The 22,274-nt window shown below is 72.6% G+C and carries 20 protein-coding genes and 1 pseudogene; 10 read left to right on the top strand and 11 right to left on the bottom strand.

The features are described from left to right. The coding region (locus HCJ93_RS10690) for a hypothetical protein (RefSeq protein ID WP_167993154.1) at nucleotides 1-230 on the bottom strand (230 nt) is incomplete at its 3' end. Nucleotides 231-436: 206 nt separating this feature from the next. Between HCJ93_RS10690 and HCJ93_RS10685 the strand changes: the two genes are divergently transcribed. Continuing rightward, the gene (locus HCJ93_RS10685) at nucleotides 437-1,543 is read left to right on the top strand and encodes a DUF5937 family protein (RefSeq protein ID WP_167993470.1); all 1,107 of its coding nucleotides are present in this window, start codon (nucleotides 437-439) and stop codon (nucleotides 1,541-1,543) included. Nucleotides 1,544-1,798: 255 nt separating this feature from the next. On the opposite strand, the gene HCJ93_RS10680 is transcribed toward HCJ93_RS10685, so the two are convergent. From HCJ93_RS10680 to HCJ93_RS10670, 3 genes are all read right to left on the bottom strand, one after another. Further along, nucleotides 1,799-2,431 (bottom strand): AAA family ATPase, encoded by a 633-nt coding sequence (locus tag HCJ93_RS10680; RefSeq protein ID WP_167993468.1) that lies wholly within the window; start codon nucleotides 2,429-2,431, stop codon nucleotides 1,799-1,801. Between the two features lie 41 nt (nucleotides 2,432-2,472). Further along, nucleotides 2,473-3,144 carry a response regulator transcription factor gene (locus tag HCJ93_RS10675; protein ID WP_167993466.1) on the bottom strand — a complete coding sequence of 224 codons (672 nt, stop codon included), beginning with the start codon at nucleotides 3,142-3,144 and terminating at the stop codon, nucleotides 2,473-2,475. Between the two features lie 64 nt (nucleotides 3,145-3,208). After that, nucleotides 3,209-4,411 (bottom strand): sensor histidine kinase, encoded by a 1,203-nt coding sequence (locus tag HCJ93_RS10670; RefSeq protein ID WP_167993464.1) that lies wholly within the window; start codon nucleotides 4,409-4,411, stop codon nucleotides 3,209-3,211. A 130-nt stretch (nucleotides 4,412-4,541) separates the two neighbouring features. Between HCJ93_RS10670 and HCJ93_RS10665 the strand changes: the two genes are divergently transcribed. Next, a complete protein-coding gene (locus tag HCJ93_RS10665; RefSeq protein ID WP_167993462.1) occupies nucleotides 4,542-5,669 on the top strand; it encodes an SAM-dependent methyltransferase in 1,128 nt (375 codons plus the stop codon). 42 nt (nucleotides 5,670-5,711) lie between these two features. Here the strand turns inward: HCJ93_RS10665 and HCJ93_RS10660 are convergent, their stop codons facing one another. Next, on the bottom strand, nucleotides 5,712-6,863 hold the full coding sequence (locus tag HCJ93_RS10660) for an NADH-quinone oxidoreductase subunit D (protein ID WP_167993460.1): 1,152 nt from the start codon (nucleotides 6,861-6,863) through the stop codon (nucleotides 5,712-5,714). A gap of 31 nt (nucleotides 6,864-6,894) precedes the next feature. Between HCJ93_RS10660 and HCJ93_RS10655 the strand changes: the two genes are divergently transcribed. Continuing rightward, nucleotides 6,895-7,392 carry a PH domain-containing protein gene (locus HCJ93_RS10655; protein ID WP_167993458.1) on the top strand — a complete coding sequence of 166 codons (498 nt, stop codon included), beginning with the start codon at nucleotides 6,895-6,897 and terminating at the stop codon, nucleotides 7,390-7,392. A gap of 206 nt (nucleotides 7,393-7,598) precedes the next feature. Beyond that, on the top strand, nucleotides 7,599-8,942 hold the full coding sequence (locus HCJ93_RS10650) for a PH domain-containing protein (RefSeq protein ID WP_373563573.1): 1,344 nt from the start codon (nucleotides 7,599-7,601) through the stop codon (nucleotides 8,940-8,942). Between the two features lie 645 nt (nucleotides 8,943-9,587). Here HCJ93_RS10650 and HCJ93_RS10645 read toward each other — a convergent pair. Both HCJ93_RS10645 and HCJ93_RS10640 read right to left on the bottom strand, forming a co-directional pair. Beyond that, nucleotides 9,588-10,727 (bottom strand): hypothetical protein, encoded by a 1,140-nt coding sequence (locus tag HCJ93_RS10645; RefSeq protein ID WP_167993439.1) that lies wholly within the window; start codon nucleotides 10,725-10,727, stop codon nucleotides 9,588-9,590. 125 nt (nucleotides 10,728-10,852) lie between these two features. Then, a complete protein-coding gene (locus HCJ93_RS10640) occupies nucleotides 10,853-11,977 on the bottom strand; it encodes an alpha/beta hydrolase (protein WP_167993437.1) in 1,125 nt (374 codons plus the stop codon). A 290-nt stretch (nucleotides 11,978-12,267) separates the two neighbouring features. Between HCJ93_RS10640 and HCJ93_RS10635 the strand changes: the two genes are divergently transcribed. The 6 genes from HCJ93_RS10635 (at nucleotide 12,268) to HCJ93_RS10610 (ending at nucleotide 17,402) form a co-directional block, all read left to right on the top strand. Continuing rightward, the gene (locus HCJ93_RS10635; protein WP_167993504.1) at nucleotides 12,268-14,070 is read left to right on the top strand and encodes a phosphatidylglycerol lysyltransferase domain-containing protein; all 1,803 of its coding nucleotides are present in this window, start codon (nucleotides 12,268-12,270) and stop codon (nucleotides 14,068-14,070) included. Between the two features lie 133 nt (nucleotides 14,071-14,203). Further along, nucleotides 14,204-15,127 (top strand): dihydropteroate synthase, encoded by a 924-nt coding sequence (gene folP, locus HCJ93_RS10630; RefSeq protein WP_167993435.1) that lies wholly within the window; start codon nucleotides 14,204-14,206, stop codon nucleotides 15,125-15,127. After that, entirely contained in the window at nucleotides 15,124-15,651 is a 528-nt protein-coding gene (locus HCJ93_RS10625) for a nuclear transport factor 2 family protein (protein WP_167993433.1), read from the top strand. The genes folP and HCJ93_RS10625 overlap by 4 nt, the downstream gene beginning before the upstream one ends. A gap of 253 nt (nucleotides 15,652-15,904) precedes the next feature. Continuing rightward, complete coding sequence (gene folB / locus HCJ93_RS10620) at nucleotides 15,905-16,264, top strand: dihydroneopterin aldolase (RefSeq protein WP_167993431.1); 360 nt, start codon at nucleotides 15,905-15,907, stop codon at nucleotides 16,262-16,264. Next, nucleotides 16,261-16,872 (top strand): 2-amino-4-hydroxy-6-hydroxymethyldihydropteridine diphosphokinase, encoded by a 612-nt coding sequence (gene folK, locus HCJ93_RS10615; RefSeq protein ID WP_167993429.1) that lies wholly within the window; start codon nucleotides 16,261-16,263, stop codon nucleotides 16,870-16,872. The genes folB and folK overlap by 4 nt, the downstream gene beginning before the upstream one ends. Nucleotides 16,873-16,913: 41 nt before the next feature. After that, a complete protein-coding gene (locus HCJ93_RS10610; protein WP_167993427.1) occupies nucleotides 16,914-17,402 on the top strand; it encodes a DUF3180 domain-containing protein in 489 nt (162 codons plus the stop codon). Between the two features lie 73 nt (nucleotides 17,403-17,475). On the opposite strand, the gene folE is transcribed toward HCJ93_RS10610, so the two are convergent. The 4 genes and pseudogenes from folE to tilS form a co-directional block, all read right to left on the bottom strand. After that, on the bottom strand, nucleotides 17,476-18,081 hold the full coding sequence (gene folE / locus HCJ93_RS10605; protein WP_167993425.1) for a GTP cyclohydrolase I FolE: 606 nt from the start codon (nucleotides 18,079-18,081) through the stop codon (nucleotides 17,476-17,478). A gap of 141 nt (nucleotides 18,082-18,222) precedes the next feature. Beyond that, nucleotides 18,223-20,259 (bottom strand): ATP-dependent zinc metalloprotease FtsH, encoded by a 2,037-nt coding sequence (gene ftsH / locus HCJ93_RS10600; RefSeq protein ID WP_167993502.1) that lies wholly within the window; start codon nucleotides 20,257-20,259, stop codon nucleotides 18,223-18,225. A 189-nt stretch (nucleotides 20,260-20,448) separates the two neighbouring features. Further along, the gene (gene hpt / locus HCJ93_RS10595; protein WP_167993500.1) at nucleotides 20,449-21,009 is read right to left on the bottom strand and encodes a hypoxanthine phosphoribosyltransferase; all 561 of its coding nucleotides are present in this window, start codon (nucleotides 21,007-21,009) and stop codon (nucleotides 20,449-20,451) included. A 62-nt stretch (nucleotides 21,010-21,071) separates the two neighbouring features. Next, nucleotides 21,072-22,274, bottom strand: a pseudogene (tilS, locus tag HCJ93_RS10590) (tRNA lysidine(34) synthetase TilS).

Genomic DNA, 22,274 nt, shown 5'->3' with positions numbered 1-22,274 from the left:
CTCACGGCAGCGGCAGCGCGGACACCGCCCGGCTCAGGGCGGCCCGGATGGATGCGCCCCTGGGCCGGGCCGCCCTGAGCCGGGCGGCCGGCGACGACGGCGCGGAAGCGGCGGCGTTCGCGCAGCTCCCGCAGGACGCGGACGTCGTGGGTGCCCGGAGCGGGCGGAACAGGGCTCCCGTGCCGCAGAGCACGGTGGACGTCGAGCAGGTGCTGCTGCGTCGGGCTCATGGGGGCGTCCTCTCTGGAACACACGTCTGGAACACACCTCTGGAACACACGGTGTGGACGGACGAGCCGGCGGAGCGCGGCCGAAGGAGCCGGCCGGCGGCGCGGGCTCCGTCAGCGTGGGACGGGCCCGGCCCGGAGGTCGCGTCGATTGACGGCGGCCGTCAAACGGGGCGGGCGGTGTCGGTGGCGGGGTGCACCATGGCGGCATGAGCGTGCACATCGACATCGCCGGGCTGCGGCCGGAAGGAGTCGCCGCCGTGCCCTCCCCGCTGGCCGAGCTGGGCATGGCGCTGCACGCGCTGTCCGAGCCGGGTCACCATCCGGGCCTGCAGGGCTGGGTGACGGGCGTGACCGCGCGGCTCGACCCGCACCTGGCGGACCGGATGTGCGAGGCCGACTTCCTGTGGCGGACCACCTTCTCGGATCTGTTCCTGGCCTGCGCGGGAGTCCCGGAGGCAGGTGCGCTGCCGGGTGCCGCACTCGCCGAGGAGCTGGACCTGCTGGACAAGCTCTCTGACGAGCAGTTCGTGGACGCCGCCCTGGAGTTCACCTGTGCCCTGCCGTACAGCACGCCCGGCGCAGGGCCGCTCGAGGACGAGGCGGTGCGCCGCCGCGCCCTGGAGCTGGCCGCCGCACGCGGTCCCCGGCAACTGCGGTTCAGCGAGCGGCTGCTGGACGACCCGCCCCGCATCCGCACCTGGTTGCGGCAGTTCCTGCAGGAATGCGACGAGGCGTTCTTCGCGGATGTCTGGTGCCGGGTCCGCCACCAGCTCGCGGCCGACACCCGGCACAAGACGGAGCTGCTGAGGCGCAAGGGTCTGGCGGAGGCGCTGGCCGCGGTGTCCCCGGCGGTCTCCCTCGACGAGGCGGCCCGGCGGATCGTGGTCGACAAGCTGGGCGACGGGCGCACGGCCTCCGGCGACGCGGGGCTGCTGCTGATCCCGACCAGCCTCGGCCGGCCGCATCTGATGGTCCTGCACCGCTACGCCTGGCGGCCCGTGCTGCACTACCCGGTCGGCTCCCCCGAACTGGCCCGGCCCCCCTCGGTGGAGCAGCTGACGCTGCGCCTGAACGCGCTGGCCCATCCGGTCCGGATGCGCCTGTGCCGCCATCTCGCCCGCAGCGCGTACACCACGGGCGAGCTGGCGCGGGTGCACGACATGACGGCTCCGGAGATCTCCCGCCACCTGGCCGTGCTGAAGAAGGCGGGCCTGGTGACCACGCGCCGGCGCGGGCGGTATGTGCTGCACCAGCTGGACGTGGCCGTGGTGGCCCGCCTCGGCAGCGACTTCCTGGAGGCGGTCCTGCGCTGAGGACACACGGAACGCGGCTCGGCGGCCCGGAGCCCAGCGACTCGGCGGTCCAAGGCTCACCTGGTCATCGGGCACCGGGGCGCCCGGTCACCGGGGCGCCGGGGCCAAGGCTCACCCGGTCACCGGGGCACCGGGGCGCCGGGGCGCCGGGGCGCCGGGGCGCCGGGGCGCCGGGGCGCCGGGGCGCCGGGGCGCCGGGGCCAAGGCTCACCCGGTCACCGGCTCCAAGACGCACCGGATGACCAGGTCACCGGCTCAGTCGAAGCGGATGTGCCGGAAGCTGACGCGCGCCTGTTGCAGCCGGGTGCGCAGCGGGCCCTCGCGGTGCGGGCGCAGCTTCAGCCCGGCGAGCACGGCGATACGGTCCGCGGTCTTCGGGATGCTGGTGCGGTCCGTCCACAGGTGCTCGGCGAACTCCGGCCGGGCCAGCCGTTCCAGGCAGTGGTCGAGCCGCCGCTCCGCCCAGCTGTCCCCGCTCCGTGCCGCGCGCTGTCCCGCGAGGCGGCGCAGCACGGCCCCGATGTGACGCTCCCGCAGCCGCCGCAGCACGGTCTCGCGCTCGGCGAGCAGGGTGAAGTGGCGCACGTCGTGGCCGAGTTCGCGCAGCCGGCCCACGGTCTCGGCGAAGCAGTCGCCGTCGGTGACGGTCATGGGGGCGATCACCACGCCCTCGTGCTTGGTGAGGACCAGGTCGAGCACCTCGACGACGCCCCGCCGCCAGGAGGCCAACTCCTGGAAATCGCCCCGCAGTTCGGGCGGCAGCATGCGTTGCAGGCCGAAGCCGGCGTGCTCGGGGTCGCAGATCACGCTGCCCGGCAGTCGGCGCTGAATCTCGTGTGCGGTCTGTGTCTTGCCGCCCCCGAAGGGGCCGTTGATCCACAGCAGCATGCGCGGCACCCTACCGGCGTGCGGGCTCCGCCCGCGGCGGGTCAGCCGAGTCCGCCCGCCCGCACCAGACCCGTCTCGTAGGCGAGGACGACGACCTGCACGCGGTCCCGCAGCCCCAGCTTGGTGAGGATGCGGCCCACATGGGTCTTCACGGTCGCCTCGGAGAGCACCAGCCGGGCCGCGATCTCCCCGTTGGACAGGCCCTGGGCGACCAGGATCATCACCTCGCGCTCCCGCTCGGTGAGCCGGGACAGCTCCTTGTGCTCGGACTGCTTGGTGCCGCCCGGCAGCATCGGCGCGAAGCGGTCGAGGAGCCGGCGGGTGGTGGACGGGGCCACCACGGCGTCGCCGCTGTGCACTGCCCGGATCGCGCTGAGCAGCTCGCCCGGCGGCACGTCCTTGAGCATGAAGCCGGAGGCCCCCGCCTTCAGGCCGGAGAAGGCGTACTCGTCGAGGTCGAAGGTGGTCAGGATCAGCACCTTCGGCGGGTCGGTGTCCTGGCAGATCCGCCGGGTGGCCTCCACACCGTCCAGCTTCGGCATGCGGACGTCCATCAGGACGACGTCGACGGACGTGGAGCGCAGCAGCTGCAGGGCCTCGACGCCGTCGCCCGCCTCCGCCACGACCTCCATGTCCGGCTGCGCGGCCAGCACCATCCGGAACCCGGTGCGCAGCAGCACCTGGTCGTCGACGAGCATCACACGAATCGTCATCGGGGCCTCTTCCGTCGCTGCGCGGGGCAACTCTTACAGGTGTCAACACGGGGCATGGCGGACCTCAGGGGGCGGGTTTGAGCGGCAGCAGCGCGCTGATGCGGAATCCTCCGCCGGGGCGGGGACCGGCGTCCAGGGTGCCGCCGACCATGCCGACCCGTTCCCGCATGCCGATCAGACCGTGGCCCTGGCCGTCCAGGCCGCCCTCCTCGTACAGCTCGTGCGGGGCACCCTTCCCGTCGTCCTCCACCAGCAGGCCGAGCCCGTCGTCGAAGTAGACCAGCCGCACACTGGCGCCCGCGTTGGGCCCGCCGTGCTTGCGGGTGTTGGTCAGCGCCTCCTGCACGATGCGGTACGCGGTGAGCTCGACGCCGCTGGGCAGCGGGCGCGGGGTGCCCTCGATCTTGAAGTCCACGGGCAGCCCGGCCTCCCGGCACTGCTCCACCAGCTCCTCGATCTGCTGCACATCGGGCTGCGGGACGTACTCGCCCGTCTCCTGGTGCTCGCCGGTGCGCAGCACGCCTAGCAGGCGGCGCATCTCGGCGAGGGCCTGGCGGCCGGTGGAGGAGATGGTCTCCAGCGCCTTCTTCGCCTGGTCGGGGGCGGTGTCGAGGACGTAGGCGGCGCCGTCGGCCTGCACCACCATCACCGAGACGTTGTGCGCCACCACGTCATGCAGCTCGCGGGCGATACGGGCGCGTTCGGCGGCGACCGCGACCTTCGCCTGCGCCTCGCGCTCCTTCTCCAGCCGCGCCGCACGCTCCTCCAGCTGCGCGAAGTAGGCGCGCCGGGTGCGGATGGAGTCGCCGAGCACCCAGGCGAGGGCGAAGGGCACGGTCTGGAATATCGCCATGGCGATGTTGCCGCCCGTGCTCGTGCTCTCGTCGGGCCAGCGCAGCTGCGCCAGGGGCGCGGCGCACAGCCCTCCGGTGAGCGCGAAGCGGGAGGCCCAGCGGGCGCCGGTCGCCGCGACCGTGTAGACGATCACCAGCATGGCGAAGTTCGCGGGCAACGTCGCCACATCGGCGACCAGCTGCAGCACTCCGGTGGCCGCGGCGAGGACCAGCATGCGCTCCGGCATCCGGCGGCGCAGCGCCACGACCAGGGACAGCAGCAGCGTCACCGGCACGATCAGCGCGAGCTGATCCGTGCCCCGACCGCCCTCCGGGGTGGCTGCGCCGAGCACCGAGATCCCGAACAGGACGAAGGCCCAGAAGCCGTCGACCCAAGCCGGGTGCCTGCGGAGGAAGTCGTAGAGGCGCTGCACGTAACCCAGCGTAGGGAAGCGAAATGCGTGCAGGGGTCAACCGATGGGCCGATCCCCGGTCGGCCCGCGTACTCCGCAAGGTGGAGGCCCGGCACATCTGTGCAGCCAGGACCGCGCTTAACCTGGCCCGGTGACAGCAGGAACGGCGGACGGCGACCGGCGGGAACCGGACGGCACCGAGCAGGGCCGTGAACCGGACGGCACCGAGCGGGGCTGGCGGGCGGCCGCCCGGGAGGCGCTGTACGGGCCCGAGGGGTTCTACCGCAGGACCGAGGGGCCGGGGCCCGCCGGGCACTTCCGCACCTCGGTGCACGCATCCCCGCTCTTCGCCCGGGCGGTGGCCCGGCTGCTGTGCCGGGTGGACGAGGCGCTCGGCCGGCCCCCGGTGCTGCACTTCGTGGACATGGCGGCCGGGCGGGGCGAACTGGTCACCGGGGTGCTCGCCGCGCTGCCCGAGGAGACGGCCGCCCGGACGCGTGCGTACGCCGTGGAGCTGGCGGACCGGCCCGCAGGGCTCGATCCCCGCGTCGAGTGGCGCGCCGAGCCGCCGCGGCGGATCACCGGGCTGCTGTTCGCCAACGAATGGCTGGACAACGTCCCCCTGGAGGTCGCCGAGACCGACTCCGCGGGCACACCGCGGCGGGTGCTGGTGCGCGCGGACGGCACGGAGCGGCTCGGGGAGCCGGTCGGCGGGGAGGAGGCCGCATGGCTGGCGCGGTGGTGGCCGCTGGGCGGCGAGCCGGGGTTGCGCGCGGAGATCGGCCTCGACCGGGACCGGGCCTGGGCGTCGGCCGTCGCGGCCGTGGAGCGCGGGCTGGCGGTCGCGGTGGACTACGGGCATCTGGCTCGGGCACGGCCGCCGTTCGGGACGCTCACCGGATTCCGGGACGGGCGGGAGACGCTGCCGGTGCCGGACGGCTCCTGCGACATCACCGCGCATGTGGCCGTGGACGCGTGTGCGGCGACCGCCGGGGGGCCGCCCGGTGCGCGGCTGCTCACCCAGCGGGAGGCGCTGCGCGCGCTGGGCGTGACCGGCGCCCGCCCGCCGCTGGCGCTGGCCTCGTCGGACCCGGCCGGCTACGTACGGGCCCTCGCGGGAGCCGGGGAGGCGGCGGAGCTCACGGCGGAGGGCGGCCTCGGGGACTTCTGGTGGCTGGTGCAGGTGGTGGGGCCGGCGGAGGGCGTGGCTGATGTGTTCGGGGACCGCCCGGGGAGAAGCACGGGCGCCCCGGGAGGGTCCGGGAGCGGTCAGGGGTAGGCGGATGCCGGGCGCCCGGAGCGTGCCGGGTGCCCCTGCGGCCTACTTGTCGATGTCGCCCACCACGAAGAACATCGAGCCCAGGATCGCCACCATGTCCGCCACCAGCGTGCCCGGCAGCAGCTCGGTCAGGGCCTGGATGTTGTTGTACGAGGCCGAGCGCAGCTTGAGCCGGTACGGCGTCTTGTCGCCCTTGCTGACCAGGTAGTAGCCGTTGATGCCGAGCGGGTTCTCGGTCCAGGCGTAGGTGTGGCCCTCGGGGGCCTTGAGGACCTTGGGGAGCCGCTGGTTGACCGGTCCCGGCGGCAGCTCGGCGAGCCGGTCCAGGCAGGCGTCGGCGAGGTCCAGGGAGTTGTGGGTCTGCTCCAGCAGGCACTCGAAGCGGGCCAGGCAGTCGCCCTCCTCGCGGGTCACCACCTTCAGCACGTCGCCCAGCTCGCCGTAGGCGAGATACGGCTCGTCGCGGCGCAGGTCGAAGTCGACGCCGGAGGCGCGGGCGATCGGACCGCTCACCCCGTAGGCGTGCACGGTCTCCGGGGAGAGCACGCCGACGCCGCGGGTGCGGCCGCGGAAGATCTCGTTGCCCAGCACCAGGTCGTCGAAGCGGTCCATGCGGGAGCGCACATCGGCGACGGCGGCCCGGGCGCGCCGCGTCCAGCCCGCCGGGAGGTCCTCCTTGAGGCCGCCGACGCGGTTGAACATGTAGTGCATGCGCCCGCCGGAGACCTCCTCCATGACGTGCTGCAGCTCCTCGCGCTCGCGGAACGCGTAGAAGATCGGCGTGATGCCGCCGAGCTCCAGCGGGTAGGAGCCGAGGAACATCAGGTGATTGAGCACCCGGTTCAGCTCGGCGAGCAGCGTGCGCAGCCACACCGCCCGCTCGGGCACCTCCATGCCGAGCATCCGCTCCACGCCGAGCACCACGCCCAGCTCGTTGGAGAACGCCGACAGCCAGTCGTGCCGGTTGGCCAGCATGATGATCTGGCGGTAGTCGCGGGCCTCGAACAGCTTCTCCGCGCCGCGGTGCATATAGCCGATCACCGGCTCCGCGCGGGAGATGCGCTCGCCGTCCAGGACCAGTCTCAGCCGGAGCACGCCGTGCGTGGACGGGTGCTGCGGACCGATGTTGAGCACCATGTCGGTGCTCTCCGCCGCGCCGCCGATACCGACCATGGTCTCCGTCGTAGGAGTCATGGACACAGTCTCCCCTACGTAGGCTTGCGGCATGGAAACGGGGATCCCGCACATCACGACCGAACAAGAGCCCGAGTGGATCGCGCTGCCGCCCGGGCTGCTGAAGATGCGACGCTTGCTGCTGGTGGTGTGGCTGGGGCCGCTGACGCTGGCCACCGGACTGGTGCCCGGACTGCTGGCGGGGCCCGGCTGGGCCGCCTTCGCGGTGCTGCCGCTGGCGCTGTTGATCTGGGGCTGGGGCATGCTGGAGCGCAACTGGCGCTCCTGGCGGTACGCCGAGCGGGCGGACGACCTGCTGATCAGCCGGGGTGTGCTGTGGCGTGAGCAGACCGTGGTGCCGTACGGCCGGATGCAGCTGGTGGAGGTGACCTCCGGTCCGGTGGAGCGGCGCTTCGGGCTGGCGAGCGTGCAGTTGCACACGGCGGCCGCGGCGACCGATGCGAAGATTCCCGGGCTCGACCCGGCCGAGGCGGAACGGTTGCGCGACCGGCTCACGGAGCTGGGCGAGGCCCGGTCGGCGGGGCTGTGACGGGGCCGGAGGCCCGCGAGAACGTGGGCGAGAGCGCGGGGTTGGGCGTGCACGAGGGTCCCGGTCAGGGCGGGCACGAGGGTGCAGGTCACGGCGGGCACGAGGGTGCAGGCCACGGCGGGCACGAGGGTGCAGGCCACGGCGAGCACGAGGGTGCAGGCCACGGCGAGCACGAGGGTGCGGTGCGCGAGGGATCGGGTCAGAGCGTGCGGAAAGGTGCAGGGCAGAGCGTGCGCGAGGAGGTACGGGAAGGGCGTCCCGTGATCGAGCGGCGGCTGCATCCGGTCACGCCGCTGCGGCGGGCGTGGGCGCCCTTGGCCGTGCTGATCGGGTGGGCGGTGCACGATCCCGACCAGGCGCAGCGGCAGCTGAGCCGGCTGACCACGACGACGCTGCTGATCGCGCTCGCGGTGCTGCTTCCGGCCGCGGCGCTGTACGGGTTCCTGAGCTGGTGGTTCACGCATTTCGCGGTGACGGACACCGAGTTGCGGGTGCGGACCGGGCTGCTGTTCCGGCGAACCGCGCACATCCGGCTGGAGCGGATCCAGGCGATCGACGTCACTCAGCCGCTGCTGGCGCGGGTCGCCGGGGTGGCGAAGCTGAAACTGGACGTGATCGGGACCGACGAGAAGGACGAGCTCGCCTACCTCGGGGCGGAGGAGGCGCGGGCGCTGCGGGCGGAGCTGCTGGCTCGGGCGGCCGGGTTCGCGCCGGAGACCGCCCACGAGGTGGGCGAGGCCCCGGCCCGGGAGCTGCTGCGGGTCCCTCCGCGGGTGCTGGCGGTGTCACTGGTGCTGACCGGGGCGACGTGGGGGTGGCTGGTCGTCGTCCCGGTGGTGATACCGCTGCTGTGGATCGCCACCCACAGCCTGTGGACGGTGCTGGCGGTCGGGGTGCCGTTGCTGGGTGCGGCCGGCGCGAGCACCGTGGGGCGGTTCGTGACCGAGTACGACTGGACGGTCGGGGAGTCGCCGGACGGGCTGCGGATCGATCACGGGCTGCTGGACCGGGAGCACGAGACGGTGCCGCCGGGGCGGGTGCAGACGATACGCATCGTGGAGCCCTGGCTGTGGCGGCGGCGGGGGTGGGTGCGGGTCGAGCTGGACGTGGCCGGGTCGTCGAACTCGCTGCTGGTGCCGGTCGCTCCGCGGGAGCTGGCGGAGGCGGTGATCGGGCGGGTGCTGCCCGGGGTGCGCGTGCCGGCGGCGTCGGAGCTGGCGGGGGCGCCGCGGCGGGCCCGGTGGTGCGTGCCGGTGTGGTGGCGGGGATACGGGCTGGTGGTGACCGAGGCGGTGTTCGCCGCGCGGCATGGGCTGTTGCGGCGGAGCCTGGCGTTGGTGCCGCATGCCAAGGTGCAGAGCGTGCGGTTGAGCCAGGGGCCCTGGGAGCGGGCTCGGGGGGTTGCCAACGTGCACGTCGACAATGGCGCAAACCGATCGGTCACAGCGCGGCTGCGGGACGCGGAGGAAGCGGTGGCGCTGCTCCGCTCCCAAGCGGAACGCTCCCGAACGGGCCGCAGGGACGCCCGCCCGGACCGCTGGATGACCTGACTGCGGCCCGGTGAGGTCCGCGTTCGGCTGTGCCTGCGGGCGGGTGGGGTGCGCTTCGTTCCCGCCTGCGGGTGGGGGTCCGCGTTCGGCTGTGCCTGCGGGCGGGTGGGGTGCGCTTCGTTCCCGCCTGCGGGTGGGGGTCCGCGTTCGGCTGTGCCTGCGGGCGGGTGGGGTGCGCTTCGTTCCCGCCTGCGGGTGGGGTGCGGGTTCGGCTGTGCGTGAGGCCCACGGCCCGGTGGGGGTGCGTGTTCTCCGGGGCCTGCGGGTGCCCCGTGGCGGTGCGCGTTTCGTTCTCACCTGCGGGCGCGTGGGTGGCTGAGGTGGCCATGCCTGCGGCGCAGCTGCGGCTCCGGTGGGGGTGCGCGTAGCGCCTACGGGGGGTGGGTGAGTCGGGGCCGGGGTGGTGGTGTCCGTCCTCGGTCTGGCGCGGAATCGGTTTCCGTCGAGTACGGGCGCGGACGCGCCAGCCGCTGCGGGCGGACACCACCACCCCAACCCCTCCCCGCCGCGCGCGACTGCGGCACGCCCAAGACCGGTGGCCCGCCGAGCAACCTGCACGACCGCGGGCCGTCGCACCGACCGCGCAACGGCACTCCCGGTCAGGCCCGAACGCCCACCGTGGGCTGCGCGAGAAGTGACCGGCGCTCAGGAGACCGCGCTGCGGAGGCCCTGGACGTCGATCTGTTCTGTTTCGTCGTGCGCCGTGAGGTCGATGACCTGGCTGACCGCCCGCGACTCGCTGTCCGCCGGCTTGAACTCCGCCTCGGCCTTGTGCAGCGCCAGTGCCTCCTCACCGACCACGTCGGCAAGATCCTCGTTCTGCACGGCCTCCAGCGCGGCCCGCTGCACACCCTTCTTCTTCGTACCGAAGAAGTCGAAGCCGCCCTCCGGCGCCGACCGGCGCACCGGCGCCGTCTGCGGCACGACCGCGACAGCCTTCGGCACCGTGAAGTGGCCGGCGGCCCGCTCGCCCTGCTGGGCCGGTACCGAGGGAGCCTGGGTGGCGGCCGCCCCCTCATGGCCAGCGACCGCCTCGGGCTTCCCCGCCGCCTCGTCCTCCGGCGGCGCATCGTTCCGGGTCGGCTCGGGACCGTCGTCCTCGGGGCTGCCCCCGCCCTCGGCGGGCGCCGCCGTGTCCGAGTTCGCCTTCGCGGACTTCTCGTCGCCCTTCCCGAGGCGCGCCAGGGCGGCGTTGGCGCGGAGGAAGAGCTGGGAGCCCTCGGGGGAGAAGACCGCGGGTACGTCCTCCCTGACCGGCTCCTCTGCGGGCTCGTCCTGCTCCGCGACGGGTGCGCCCCCCGTGCCGGCCGGCAGGGCCCGTGCGGGGGCCGTGGCCTCTATCTCCAGTACCCGGCGCTGCTCCAGGACGCTTGCCCGGTCCGCCTCGGCCGTGGCGTAGCGGCGCAGCAGCGCCGCGTGCTCGTTGCGCAGGCCGGCCAGCTCCGCCCGCTTGGCCCGCAGCCGCTGCTCCAGCTTCTGGCGCAGCTCGCGCGACTCGTCGAGATCGGCCTCCAGTTCGGCGACCCGCTCCTCGAAACGCCACTCGTCGCTCGCCCGCGCGCGCGTGAGGTCGGCGACGCGTTTGCCCGCCTGGACGTCCCAGCGCCGCATCACGACCGCGCCGGCCACGGCGGTGGCCGCCGCGGCCGCGGACAGGACCCGTAGCACCGTCGTTTGCGTGAACACCCAGGGCCCCAGGGCACAGACGAGGGACACGCCTGCGATCGCCGACGGGGGCAGCATCCTGTGCAGAGGCGGGGAATGGCGGTGACGTCCACGTGGCATGGCCAGAAACTTACCGCGCGTAGGCGAATGATGGACCCCCGCCCCGCAAAAACAAAGCCATACCGGCGCTTTCACAGCGCATCAGAGAACGCGGTTGAATCGTGAATTGACACCGGACCCGTTCTTCAAGATCGTTTCGCTTCGCCGAGGCGGTTCCCGAGCCACTCCATGGTGGCCGGAATCTCCCGTCGCCAGGTGTTGAAGTTGTGGCCGCCGCTTTCCAGGATGATCGACGAGATGCGGGTGCGGCCGGTGGCCTTCACCTGCTCGATGAACTTCACCGTGTCCCAGTAGTTGGACTCGCCCTTCTTGCTGCTGGTGACCAGGAGCGAGGTGTCGGGGGCGGGCCGGTGCCCGATGTACCAGCGCAGGTCGGCCTCGTCGCGGAGCCGCTCGTCTCCGTGGAAGAGATCGCCGGTGGTGGGGTCGGTCGGCGCCTTGTAGTACGCGGAGAGCCCGGCGCCCGCGCCGAAGACCTCGGGGTGGTGGATCGCCAGCTTCAGCGCGCAGTAGCCGCCGGTGGAGTTGCCGACCACACCCCACGCGCCGCGCCCCTCCTCGACCCGGTAGTGACCGGCGATCGTCTCGGGCAGGTCCCTGGCGAAGAAGGTCTCGGTCTGCGGCCCGTCCGGGACGTCCACGCATTCGGTGTCCCGGGGCGGCGCGACGGTCGGGCGCAGCATCACCAGGATCATCGGCGGCATTCTCCCCTCGCGGGCCGCCCGGTGGACGGTGCGCGGATAGCGCAGCTTGTCGACGAGCGCCCGTGCGGTGCCCGGATATCCGGTGAGGACGACGGCCGCGGGGAAGTCGCGGCGGCGGTGTTCGGCGCGGAAGTACTCCGGCGGCAGATACACGTAGGCGGGGGAGACGATGCGGCTGGCGCGGCCCGAGATGCGGACCTCGTCGATGCGGCCGCTCTCCTCGGGCCGGGTGCCCGCGACTCCGGGCACCGGCCCGCTGCCGACGACCTTCAGGCCGCTGCCCGCCGCGTGGTCGACGACGACGCCCTGGCCCTTCTGCCGGCCGAACAGGTCGGCCCATCCGGCGTAGAACCCGAACGCCTGGTTGGCGGCGAGGCCCACCGCGGCGAAGATCGCCAGCTGGGTGGCGAGCAGCAGGCCCACCCGCCCGCAGATCGCCCGCCAGGTGCGCCGGGCCAGCCGTGGCCACAGCCACACCGTGCCGGTGAACAGCAGGGCCGCGGCGAGGGCGGTCGCCCACAGCAGCGTGTCGCTCGTAAGACCCATGGGGTGGTACCTGCCTGCGCTTTCTGCCCGGCGCCTGCCGCCCCTGCTCCGTCATGAGGGCGGCGCCGGGCTGTCGTTGGCCTGTTCGGCGGCTTCGGCGAGAGGAGTGAACCTCTCCTCCCGAGACACCGTCCTAGAGGGCGCAATGTCGCCGGATGCCCGATCGGCACCGGATCCATCGTCTCTCGCCGAACTACAGGATTGCGATGTCTGTCAGGACAGATGAGGAAATGTCGGGCTGGGTTCCGAAGCTCGCGGCCCGTGCGCCCCGGCGCGTACGGGACGGCGGCATGGCGCGGCGTGCGCGCCGGCTGCTGCGCGGGCCACGCCCCGAGTCCATGCCTCTTCTGGTCGGCCGGGCCTGCGCTCTGGTCGGTCTGCTGGACATCGCCGCGGGCATCTTCCCGCGTTTCCGGCACAGCCGGATGCACGACCTCGCCGAGGTGCTGCCGGGCGCGTTCGGGTCCTTCGCGGCGGCGCTCTCGCTGAGCGCCGGCGTTCTGCTGCTGCTCCTCGCGCACGGCCTGAAGCGGGGCAAGCGGCGGGCCTGGCGGGCCGCGGTCGCCCTGCTCCCGGCGGGCGCGGTGGCCCAGTTCAGCTACCGGCACTCGGTGCTCGGCGTGCTGATCCCGCTGGTGCTGCTCGCCCTGCTGCTGCGCCACCGCGACCAGTTCGCCGCGCTGCCCGACCCGCGCAGCAGATGGCGGGCGCTGGCCAACTTCGTGCTGATGGGCGCCGGTTCGCTGCTGCTGGGCCTGGTGATCGTCAACGCCCAGCCGGGGCAGCTGATCGGCGACCCGAGCATGGCCGACCGGCTGACCCACGTGGTGTACGGGCTGTTCGGGGTGGAAGGGCCGGTCGACTACCGGGGCGACACCTCCTGGACCGTCGCCTTCTGCCTCGGCGCCCTGGGCTGGATCACCGCCGTCACCACCATCTACCTGGCGTTCCGCCCCGAGCACCCGGCGGCCCGGCTGACGGAGGAGGACGAGGCCCGGCTGCGCGCGCTGCTCGCCGAGCACGGCGGGCGGGACTCCCTCGGGCACTTCGCGCTGCGCCGCGACAAGGCCGTGGTGTTCTCCCCCAGCGGCAAGGCGGCGGTCACCTACCGCGTGGTCTCCGGGGTGATGCTCGCCAGCGGCGACCCGATCGGCGACGTCGAGGCCTGGCCCGGTGCCATCGAGCGCTTCATGGACGAGGCCAGGGCGCACTCCTGGACCCCGGCCGTGATGGGCTGCTCCGAGACCGGCGGCCATGTCTGGACCCGCGAGACCGGCCTCGACGCCCTGGAGATCGGCGACGAGGCGGTGGTCGACGTCAAGGATTTCTCGCTCGCCGGCCGCGCGATGCGCAACGTCCGCCAGATGGTCAAGCGCATCGAGCGCGCCGGTTACGAGACCCGGGTACGGCGTGTCCGTGACCTCGGTGAGGCCGAACTGGACCGCATCCGCCGCGCCGCCGACGACTGGCGCGGCACCGAGACCGAGCGCGGCTTCTCCATGGCGCTGGGCCGCGTCGGCGACCCGGCCGACGGCGACTGCCTGATCGCCACCGCCCACAAGGCCGACGCCGAGCCGGGCGAGTACGGCGATCTGAAGGCGATCCTGCACTTCGTGCCGTGGGGCGGGGACGGGGTCTCCCTGGACCTGATGCGCCGGGACCGCTCGGCCGACCCGGGCATGAACGAGCTGCTCATCGTGGCCGCGCTGCGGGCCGCGCCGGCCTTCGGCATCGAACGGGTCTCGCTCAACTTCGCCATGTTCCGCTCGGCGCTCGCGCGCGGCGAGAGGATCGGCGCGGGGCCGGTGCTGCGGGCCTGGCGGGGGCTGCTGCTGTTCCTGTCGCGCTGGTTCCAGATCGAGTCGCTGTACAAGTTCAACGCCAAGTTCCGGCCCCGCTGGGAGCCCCGCTTCGTGGTCTACCGGGCCTCGGCCGACCTGCCCCGCATCGGCTTCGCCGCGATGCAGGCGGAAGGTTTCCTCAACCCGTCCGTGCCACTGCCGCGCTTCCTGCGCCGCCGCACCCCGGCCCGCCGGCCCTGCACGCACATGCTGGACCGCGGCCCGTCGGAGAACACGGTGCGCGCCGCCTGACGCCGGACGGGGTGGTCCGGGCGGGGTTCGCGCGAGGGGTGCGCCTGCGCGAGGGGCGCCCGGGGGCTCTGTACGGGGGGCACCGGCCGGGGCGCGGCGCTGCACCGGCGCCGCCTGGGCCTACGCTGAACATATGAGCAATCACAGCGGACGCCCTCATGTCGCGGGCCTTCCTCACTGGGACCGGTGCGCGGTCATGGGAGTCGTGAACGTCACCCCCGACTCCTTCTCCGACGGCGGCCGCTGGTTCGACACGACGAACGCCGTCAAGCACGGCCTGGAGCTGATCGCCCAGGGCGCTGATCTGGTGGACGTCGGCGGAGAGTCCACCCGGCCCGGCGCGACCCGCGTCGACGAGGCCGAGGAGCTCAAGCGGGTCATCCCGGTGGTCCGGGGCCTCGCCTCCGAGGGCGTCACGATCTCCGTCGACACCATGCGGGCCTCCGTCGCCGAGCAGGCCCTCGCCGCCGGTGCCGTCCTGGTCAACGACGTCAGCGGCGGCCTCGCCGACCCCGGCATGATCCGCGTCGTGGCCGACGCGGGCGCCCCCTTCGTCGTCATGCACTGGCGCGGCTTCCTGGAGGGCGGCAACATCCGAGGGGTCTACGGCGACGTCGTCACCGAGGTCGCCGACGAGCTGCGGGCGCGGGTGGACGCCGTGCTGGAGGGCGGGATCGCCGAGGACCGGCTGATCGTCGACCCCGGTCTGGGCTTCTCCAAGGACGCCGAGCACGACCTGGCGCTGCTCGCCCGGATCGACCGGCTGCTGGCGCTGGGCCACCCGCTGCTGGTCGCCGCCTCCCGCAAGCGGTTCCTCGGCCGGGTCCTGGCAGGACCGGACGGCACACCGCCCCCCGCGCGGGAGCGCGACGCGGCCACCGCCGCCGTCTCCGCCCTGGCCGCGCAGGCCGGCGCCTGGGCCGTCCGGGTGCACGAGGTCCGCCCCTCGGCCGACGCCGTACGCGTCGCCCACGCCATCGCGCAGGCACGCACCTCGGCGCCTGCGCCCTCTGCGACCCTCGCGCACGGCGCGGACGGCGCGGAAGGAGCCCGGTGAGCGCCCCCCACACCGACGTCGAGCAGGTCGAGGCCGCCAACAGGGCCTACTACGAGGCACTCGAACGGGGCGACTTCGAGGAGATCGCCTCGCTCTGGCTCGCCCCGGCGGATCTCGGCGTCGACGAGAGCTACCACGACCCGGCGGAGGCCGGCGTGGTCTCCTGCGTGCACCCGGGCTGGCCGGTGCTCACCGGGCGCGGCGAGGTCCTGCGCTCCTACGCGGTGATCATGGCGGGCACCGACTACATCCAGTTCTTCCTCACCGACGTCCATGTCTCGGTCACCGGTGACACCGCCGTGGTGACCTGCACGGAGAACATCCTCAGCGGCGGTCCCGCCCCCGAGGAGGGCGAGGAGCTCGGCCCGCTGGTGGGCCAGCTGGTGGTGGCCACCAATGTGTTCCGGCGCACACCGGCCGGCTGGAAGCTGTGGTCCCACCACGCCTCCCCGGTGCTCGCCGAGGCCGAGGAGGACGACGAGACCCCGCCCGACGACGCCCCCGTCGACGACAGCCCCGCCTGACGCCGCCCCCTCGTCGTTGTGCGGTCGCGCACATGGTTGGAATCATGCGGCGGCGGGTAGGGGCGGCTTCCGCGCCGTGAGCACCCGGCCTCTCCAGGGCAAACGCGGGATGAACCCTCGCGGCACAGCTCCCGGCCCGTGCCACCGGTGGTCCGGTGGCGTCGGTGCCCGCAGGTAGATTCGACAGAAGGCCGTCGTGTGCCGCCCGCACGCGGCACGGCCGGCCGGACCGACGACTGCAGGAGTGATTCGCGTGGATCGTGTCGCGCTGCGCGGCCTGAGGGCCCGTGGGCACCACGGTGTGTTCCCCAGGGAACGCGAGGAGGGCCAGACCTTCATCGTGGACCTGGTCCTCGGCCTCGACACCCGCCCGGCCGCGGCCGACGACGACCTGACGAAGACCGTGCACTACGGCGTCGTGGCCGAGGAGGTCGTGGCCGTCGTGCAGGGCGAGCCCGTCAACCTCATCGAGACGCTCGCCGAGCGCATCGCCGAGGTCTGTCTGAAGCACGACGCGGTGCGGGAGGTCGAGGTCTGCGTCCACAAGCCGGACGCCCCGATCACCGTTCCGTTCGACGACGTGACCGTCACCATCACCCGGAGCCGCGTATGACCAGGCCGTTCACTCAGGGGTCCACGGACCCGACCGTTCAGCCCGTGCCCGCCTCCGTGGTCGAGCGGGTCGACGCCGCCGACTCCACGCTGCAGAACCCCAAACGCGCGGTGGTCTCCCTCGGCGCCAACCTCGGCAACCGCCTGGAGACCCTGCAGGGGGCCGTGGACGCGCTGGAGGACACCCCCGGCATCCGGGTCAAGGCCGTCTCGCCGGTCTACGAGACGGAGCCGTGGGGCGTCGAGCCCGGCAGCCAGCCCTCGTACTTCAACGCGGTCGCGGTGCTGAAGACCACCCTGCCGCCGTCCTCCCTGCTGGAGCGGGCGCAGGCGGTGGAGGAGGCCTTCCACCGCGTCCGCGACGAACGGTGGGGCCCGCGCACGCTGGACGTGGACATCGTCTCCTACGCGGAGGTCCGCTCCGACGACCCGCAGCTCACACTCCCCCACCCCCGCGCGCACGAACGCGCCTTCGTCCTCGCCCCCTGGCACGACGTCGACCCGGAGGCCGAACTGCCCGGCCGCGGCCCGGTCGCCGCGCTGCTGGACGAGGTCACCCGCCAGGGTGTGACTCAGCGCCCGGACCTGGAACTCCGGCTGCCCGAGTAGCCGTTAAGGTCGACACGACCGACAGCCGGGGAAGGGACACCGTGAGACAGCTGCGCATCCGGGTGCTGGCCGGCGTTTTCGTCGTCGCCGGGATCCTGTCCTGGGCCGGGGCCCGCCTGTGGAACGCCTTCGGGACCCTGCCGAGCGTCCCCGTGGCCGCCCCGATCGTGCTCGCCCTGATCGCCACGGTGCTCACGGCCACGGCGCTGTCCCTGCGCGCCCGGCTCAAGGCCCAGCGCGAGCGGCGCCCCGACGCCAAGGGCGTCGATCCCCTGATGGCGGCCCGGGCGGTGGTCTTCGGTCAGGCCAGCGCCCTGGTCGCCGCCCTGGTGGCCGGCATGTACGGCGGCGTCTGCGTCTTCCTGCTGGAGTCCCTGGAGGTCCCCGCCCGCCGCGACCAGGCCATCTACGCCGGCTTCTCCGTCGTCGCGGGCATCGGGGTCATAGCGGCCGGCATCTTCCTCGAACGCGTCTGCAAGCTCCCCGACGACGAGGACGACGACACCGAGGGCGCCGCCCCGGCGGCCTGAGAGGCGGTCCAGCTGCCGGCCCGGGCCGGACCGGCCGGAAGCGAGCGTCCCGCAGACCCAGCGTCTCGGAGGCTCAGCGAGCCATGATCAGGCTCATCGCCTCGTTGCGGGTCGCCGCGTCCCTGAGCTGACCGCGGACGGCCGAGGTGAGGGTCTTGGCGCCGGGCTTGCGGATGCCGCGCATGGACATGCACATGTGCTCGCACTCGACGACCACGATCACCCCGCGCGGCTCCAGGATCTCCATGAGGGAGTCGGCGATCTGGGTCGTGAGGCGTTCCTGCACCTGGGGGCGGCGGGCGAAGACGTCGACCAGGCGGGCCAGCTTCGACAGGCCGGTGATCTTGCCGCTGGTCGAGGGGATGTAGCCGACGTGCGCCACGCCCCGGAAGGGCACCAGGTGGTGCTCGCAGGTCGAGTAGACCTCGATGTCCTTCACCAGCACCATCTCGTCGTGCCCGAGATCGAAGGTGGTGGTCAGCACGTCCTCGGGCTTCTGCCACAGGCCCGCGAATATCTCCTTGTACGCCCGCGCCACCCGTGCCGGCGTCTCCTGCAGGCCCTCCCGGTCCGGGTCCTCACCGACCGCGATGAGTAGTTCCCGGATCGCGTTCTGCGCCCGCTTCTCGTCGAACTCGCCGATCGGGACCTGGCCGTCCAGCGTCACGGGGTCGGTCATGTGGAGCCTCGTTCCTTGCCTGCGCGCGTGCCCGGGGGGACGCATATCCGGTGCGGTGACGCACATACCGCGCCCCCCAGGCTAGAACCTGGGGGGCGCGGCATACATTCCGGGCCCCGGCGACGGCGGCCGGGGCCGGTGTCAGCTCTCCGGGCGCTCCTCCGGTGCCCGCTCGGACGTCCTGGAGGTGTCCGCGGTGCTCTTGGCGGTGCTGATCGCCTGCGGCGCGCCGTTCGCCCCGTTGGTCAGAGCCAGCTCCTTCGGGGAGAGGACCGGCGGGCGGGTGGACGGCGTGCGGCGCGAGGAGCCGGTCCAGGCGGGCCTGGGCGGCCGCTTGACGACGGGCGCGAAGATCTCGGCGATCTCCTCCTTGCCCAGCGTCTCCTTCTCCAGGAGGGCCAGCACGAGGTTGTCGAGGACGTCACGGTTCTCGACGAGGATCTCCCACGCCTCGTTGTGCGCGTTCTCGATGAGCTTCTTGACCTCTTCGTCGACCAGCGCGGCGACCTCCTCCGAGTAGTCGCGCTGGTGAGCCATCTCACGTCCGAGGAACGGCTCGGAGTTGTCCCCGCCGAACTTGATCGCGCCGAGCCGCTCGGTCATGCCGTACTGAGTGACCATCGCGCGGGCCAGGTTGGTGGCCTTCTCGATGTCGTTGGCGGCACCCGTGGTCGGGTCGTGGAAGACCAGTTCCTCGGCTGCCCGGCCGCCCAGCATGTAGGCGAGCTGGTCGAGCATCTCGTTGCGGGTGGTCGAGTACTTGTCCTCGTCCGGCAGGACCATCGTGTAGCCGAGGGCGCGGCCTCTGGACAGGATGGTGATCTTGTGGACCGGGTCGGAGTTCGGCGAGGCCGCCGCGACCAGGGCGTGTCCGCCCTCGTGGTACGCGGTGATCTTCTTCTCCTTGTCCGACATGATCCGGCTCCGCTTCTGCGGGCCCGCGACCACGCGGTCGATCGCCTCGTCCAGCACCTTGTTGTCGATCAGCTTCTTGTCGCTGCGCGCGGTGAGCAGCGCGGCCTCGTTCAGCACGTTGGCCAGGTCCGCACCGGTCATGCCGGGGGTGCGGCGGGCGACGGCGGACAGGTCGACGTCGGGAGCGACCGGCTTGCCCTTCTGGTGGACCTTGAGGATCTCCAGACGGCCCTGCATGTCGGGGCGGTCCACGGCGATCTGCCGGTCGAAGCGGCCGGGGCGCAGGAGGGCGGGATCGAGGATGTCGGGCCGGTTGGTGGCGGCGATCAGGATGACGCCGCCCTTGACGTCGAAGCCGTCCATCTCGACGAGCAGCTGGTTCAGGGTCTGCTCGCGCTCGTCGTGACCGCCGCCGAGGCCGGCGCCGCGGTGGCGGCCGACCGCGTCGATCTCGTCGACGAAGACGATGGCGGGGGCGTTGGCCTTGGCCTGCTCGAACAGGTCACGGACCCGGGAGGCACCGACACCGACGAACATCTCGACGAAGTCGGAACCGGAGATCGAGTAGAAGGGCACACCGGCCTCGCCCGCGACGGCCCGCGCGAGCAGGGTCTTGCCGGTGCCGGGCGGGCCGTAGAGCAGCACGCCCTTGGGGATCTTGGCGCCGACGGCCTGGAACTTGGCCGGTTCCTGCAGGAACTCCTTGATCTCCTGGAGCTCCTCGACGGCCTCGTCCGAGCCGGCCACGTCGGCGAACGTCGTCTTCGGCGTGTCCTTGGTGATGAGCTTCGCCTTGGACTTGCCGAAGTTCATGACGCGGGAGCCGCCGCCCTGCATCTGATTCATCAGGAACAGGAAGACGATCACGATCAGAACGAACGGAAGCAGCGACAGCAGAATGCTCACGAAGGGGTTCTGCTTGGACGGCGAGACCGTGTAGCCGTCGGGGATCTGCTTGTTCTCGTACTTGTTCTGCAGCGTGCTGGCGATGGTGACGCCCTGGTCACCGATGTAGCTCGCCTGGATCTTCGAGCTGCCCTCGACCTTTTGACCGTCCTTGAGCGAGACCTTGATGATCTGCTCGTCGCCGGTGGTCAGCTTGGCCGACTCGACCTTGTTCTCATTGATCGCCTGGACGACCTGGCCCGTGTCCACCGTCTTGTAGCCGCCGGACGAACCGACGACCTGCATCAACACGACCACGGCAAGGACGGCCAGCACGATCCACATGACCGGCCCACGGAAGTATCGCTTCACGTCCATCCATACGGAGCGGTGCCGCCCCGTCCCTCCTGCCATAGTGAGTTTGATAAAGGCTGTTCTTCGGACGGTACCCCAGCATTGTCCCCCGAAGCTGCGCGGGACGGCTGGCAATCGCGTCTACGCATGCTCCAACGGCGCGGAGACCGCCGGGGTTCCCGATCACCGTCCGGGCGAATGGGCCCTTCGGGCTCAGCCGCCGTAGACGTGAGGCGCGAGCGTACCGACGAACGGGAGATTGCGGTACTTCTCGGCGTAGTCCAGGCCGTAGCCGACGACGAATTCGTTGGGGATGTCGAAACCGACCCATTCCACATCGATGGCGACCTTCGCCGCCTCGGGCTTGCGCAGCAGCGTGCACACCTTCAGGGAGGCGGGCTCGCGCGAGCCGAGGTTGGAGATCAGCCAGGACAGGGTCAGACCGGAGTCGATGATGTCCTCGACGATCAGGACGTGCTTGCCCTTGATGTCGGTGTCGAGGTCCTTGAGGATCCGCACCACACCGGAGGACTGGGTGCCCGCCCCGTACGAGGATACGGCCATCCAGTCCATCGTGACGGGGGTGGACAGCGCCCGCGCGAGGTCGGCCATGACCATCACCGCGCCCTTGAGCACGCCGACGATCAGCAGATCCTTGCCCGCGTAATCCGCGTCGATCTTGGCAGCCAGCTCGGCCAGCTTCGCGTCGATCTCTTCCTTGGTGATGAGCACCTTCTCGAGGTCGGCACCCATGTCTTTCGCGTCCACCCGCATCACTTTCGGTCGTCCCACCGGCTGCCGGACCCCGCCGCCTCCGTCGCCGAGGGGGCACCGTTTCAGCCTTGCCGAATCACCAGTCTGCCACCCTGCCGCCGGACGACGACTTTGCCGGGGAGATTGATGGCCCCCTGACCGCGCCAGCCGGTGATCAGCCGGTCGACCTCCTCGATGTGCCGGGCGAACAGGGAACCGGCCGGTGCGCCCGCCTCGATGGCGGCGCGGCGCAGCACCCGGCGGCGCACCGCGGGCGGCAGGGCGTGGAGGCCGGCGCACTCGAGGCCGCCGTCGGCGTCGCGGACGCCGGCCTCGGCGCGGGAGGCCCAGGCGTCGAGGGCGTCGGCGTCGTCGCGGGAGAGCTGGGCGGTGCGGGCGAGGGCCTCGACGACGCCCTTGCCGAGCGCCTTCTCCAGGGCGGGCAGACCCTCGTGGCGCAGCCGGGAGCGGGTGTAGGACGGGTCGGTGTTGTGCGGGTCGTCCCAGACGGGCAGGGACTGGACCATGCAGGCCTTGCGGGCGGTCTGCCGGTCGAGCTGCAGGAAGGGGCGCCGGTAACGGCCGCCGGCCCCCGAGACCGCGGCCATGCCGGACAGGGAGCGGATGCCGGAGCCGCGGGCGAGGCCGAGCAGGACGGTCTCGGCCTGGTCGTCCCTGGTGTGACCGAGCAGGACGGCGCGGGCGCCGAGCCGTTCGGCGGCGGCGTCCAGGGCGGCGTAGCGGGCGTCGCGGGCCGCGGCCTCGGGCCCGCCCTCGCGGCCGACGGTCACGGCGACGGACTCGGCCGGATGGAGGCCGAGTTCCCTCATGCGCTGCACGACCTCCGCCGCGCGCTGGTCGGAGCCGGGCTGGAGTCCGTGGTCGACGGTGATGCCGCCGGCCCGGACGCCGAGCCGGGGGGCCTCGAAGGCGAGGGCGGAGGCGAGGGCCATGGAGTCGGCGCCGCCGGAGCAGGCCACCAGCACGAGCGGGGCGCAGGAGCATCCCTGCGGGATGGCCACCGAGGCCCGGGACGGGGTGCGGCCGAGCCCGCCGGCGTGCTGCCGGTGCTGGACGTGATGGCGGTGATGCCCGTGCTGTTCGTGCAGGCCGTGCTGCCGGGGGTGCTCGTGACGGCAGTCGTGCCCGTGGCGCTCGTGATGTCCACCGGGAGCGCGTTCGGCGTGTTCGGCGTGTTCGGCGTGTTCGGCGTGTTCGGCGAGGATGTCGTGGAGTACGCGGCGGACCGCCAGGCGTATCGCCGCGACCGCAGGATGGGGACCCAT

Source organism: Streptomyces composti (genome assembly GCF_012034205.1).
GTDB lineage: Bacteria > Actinomycetota > Actinomycetes > Streptomycetales > Streptomycetaceae > Streptomyces > Streptomyces composti.
Note: the sequence above shows the minus strand (reverse complement) of the source record. Positions and strands in the feature narration are given on the sequence as shown.

What these genes read in the sequence shown, in the direction of transcription:
- HCJ93_RS10675 (WP_167993466.1), bottom strand. Translation starts at nt 3,144, where the DNA reads ATGACGATTCGTGTGATGCTCGTCGACGACCAGGTGCTGCTGCGCACC.
- folP (WP_167993435.1), top strand. Translation starts at nt 14,204, where the DNA reads ATGAGCAATCACAGCGGACGCCCTCATGTCGCGGGCCTTCCTCACTGG.
- hpt (WP_167993500.1), bottom strand. Translation starts at nt 21,009, where the DNA reads ATGCGGGTGGACGCGAAAGACATGGGTGCCGACCTCGAGAAGGTGCTC.
- folK (WP_167993429.1), top strand. Translation starts at nt 16,261, where the DNA reads ATGACCAGGCCGTTCACTCAGGGGTCCACGGACCCGACCGTTCAGCCC.
- HCJ93_RS10645 (WP_167993439.1), bottom strand. Translation starts at nt 10,727, where the DNA reads ATGCCACGTGGACGTCACCGCCATTCCCCGCCTCTGCACAGGATGCTG.
- HCJ93_RS10635 (WP_167993504.1), top strand. Translation starts at nt 12,268, where the DNA reads ATGGCGCGGCGTGCGCGCCGGCTGCTGCGCGGGCCACGCCCCGAGTCC.
- folE (WP_167993425.1), bottom strand. Translation starts at nt 18,081, where the DNA reads ATGACCGACCCCGTGACGCTGGACGGCCAGGTCCCGATCGGCGAGTTC.
- HCJ93_RS10685 (WP_167993470.1), top strand. Translation starts at nt 437, where the DNA reads ATGAGCGTGCACATCGACATCGCCGGGCTGCGGCCGGAAGGAGTCGCC.
- HCJ93_RS10660 (WP_167993460.1), bottom strand. Translation starts at nt 6,863, where the DNA reads ATGACTCCTACGACGGAGACCATGGTCGGTATCGGCGGCGCGGCGGAG.
- HCJ93_RS10655 (WP_167993458.1), top strand. Translation starts at nt 6,895, where the DNA reads ATGGAAACGGGGATCCCGCACATCACGACCGAACAAGAGCCCGAGTGG.
- HCJ93_RS10640 (WP_167993437.1), bottom strand. Translation starts at nt 11,977, where the DNA reads ATGGGTCTTACGAGCGACACGCTGCTGTGGGCGACCGCCCTCGCCGCG.
- HCJ93_RS10680 (WP_167993468.1), bottom strand. Translation starts at nt 2,431, where the DNA reads ATGCTGCTGTGGATCAACGGCCCCTTCGGGGGCGGCAAGACACAGACC.
- ftsH (WP_167993502.1), bottom strand. Translation starts at nt 20,259, where the DNA reads ATGGACGTGAAGCGATACTTCCGTGGGCCGGTCATGTGGATCGTGCTG.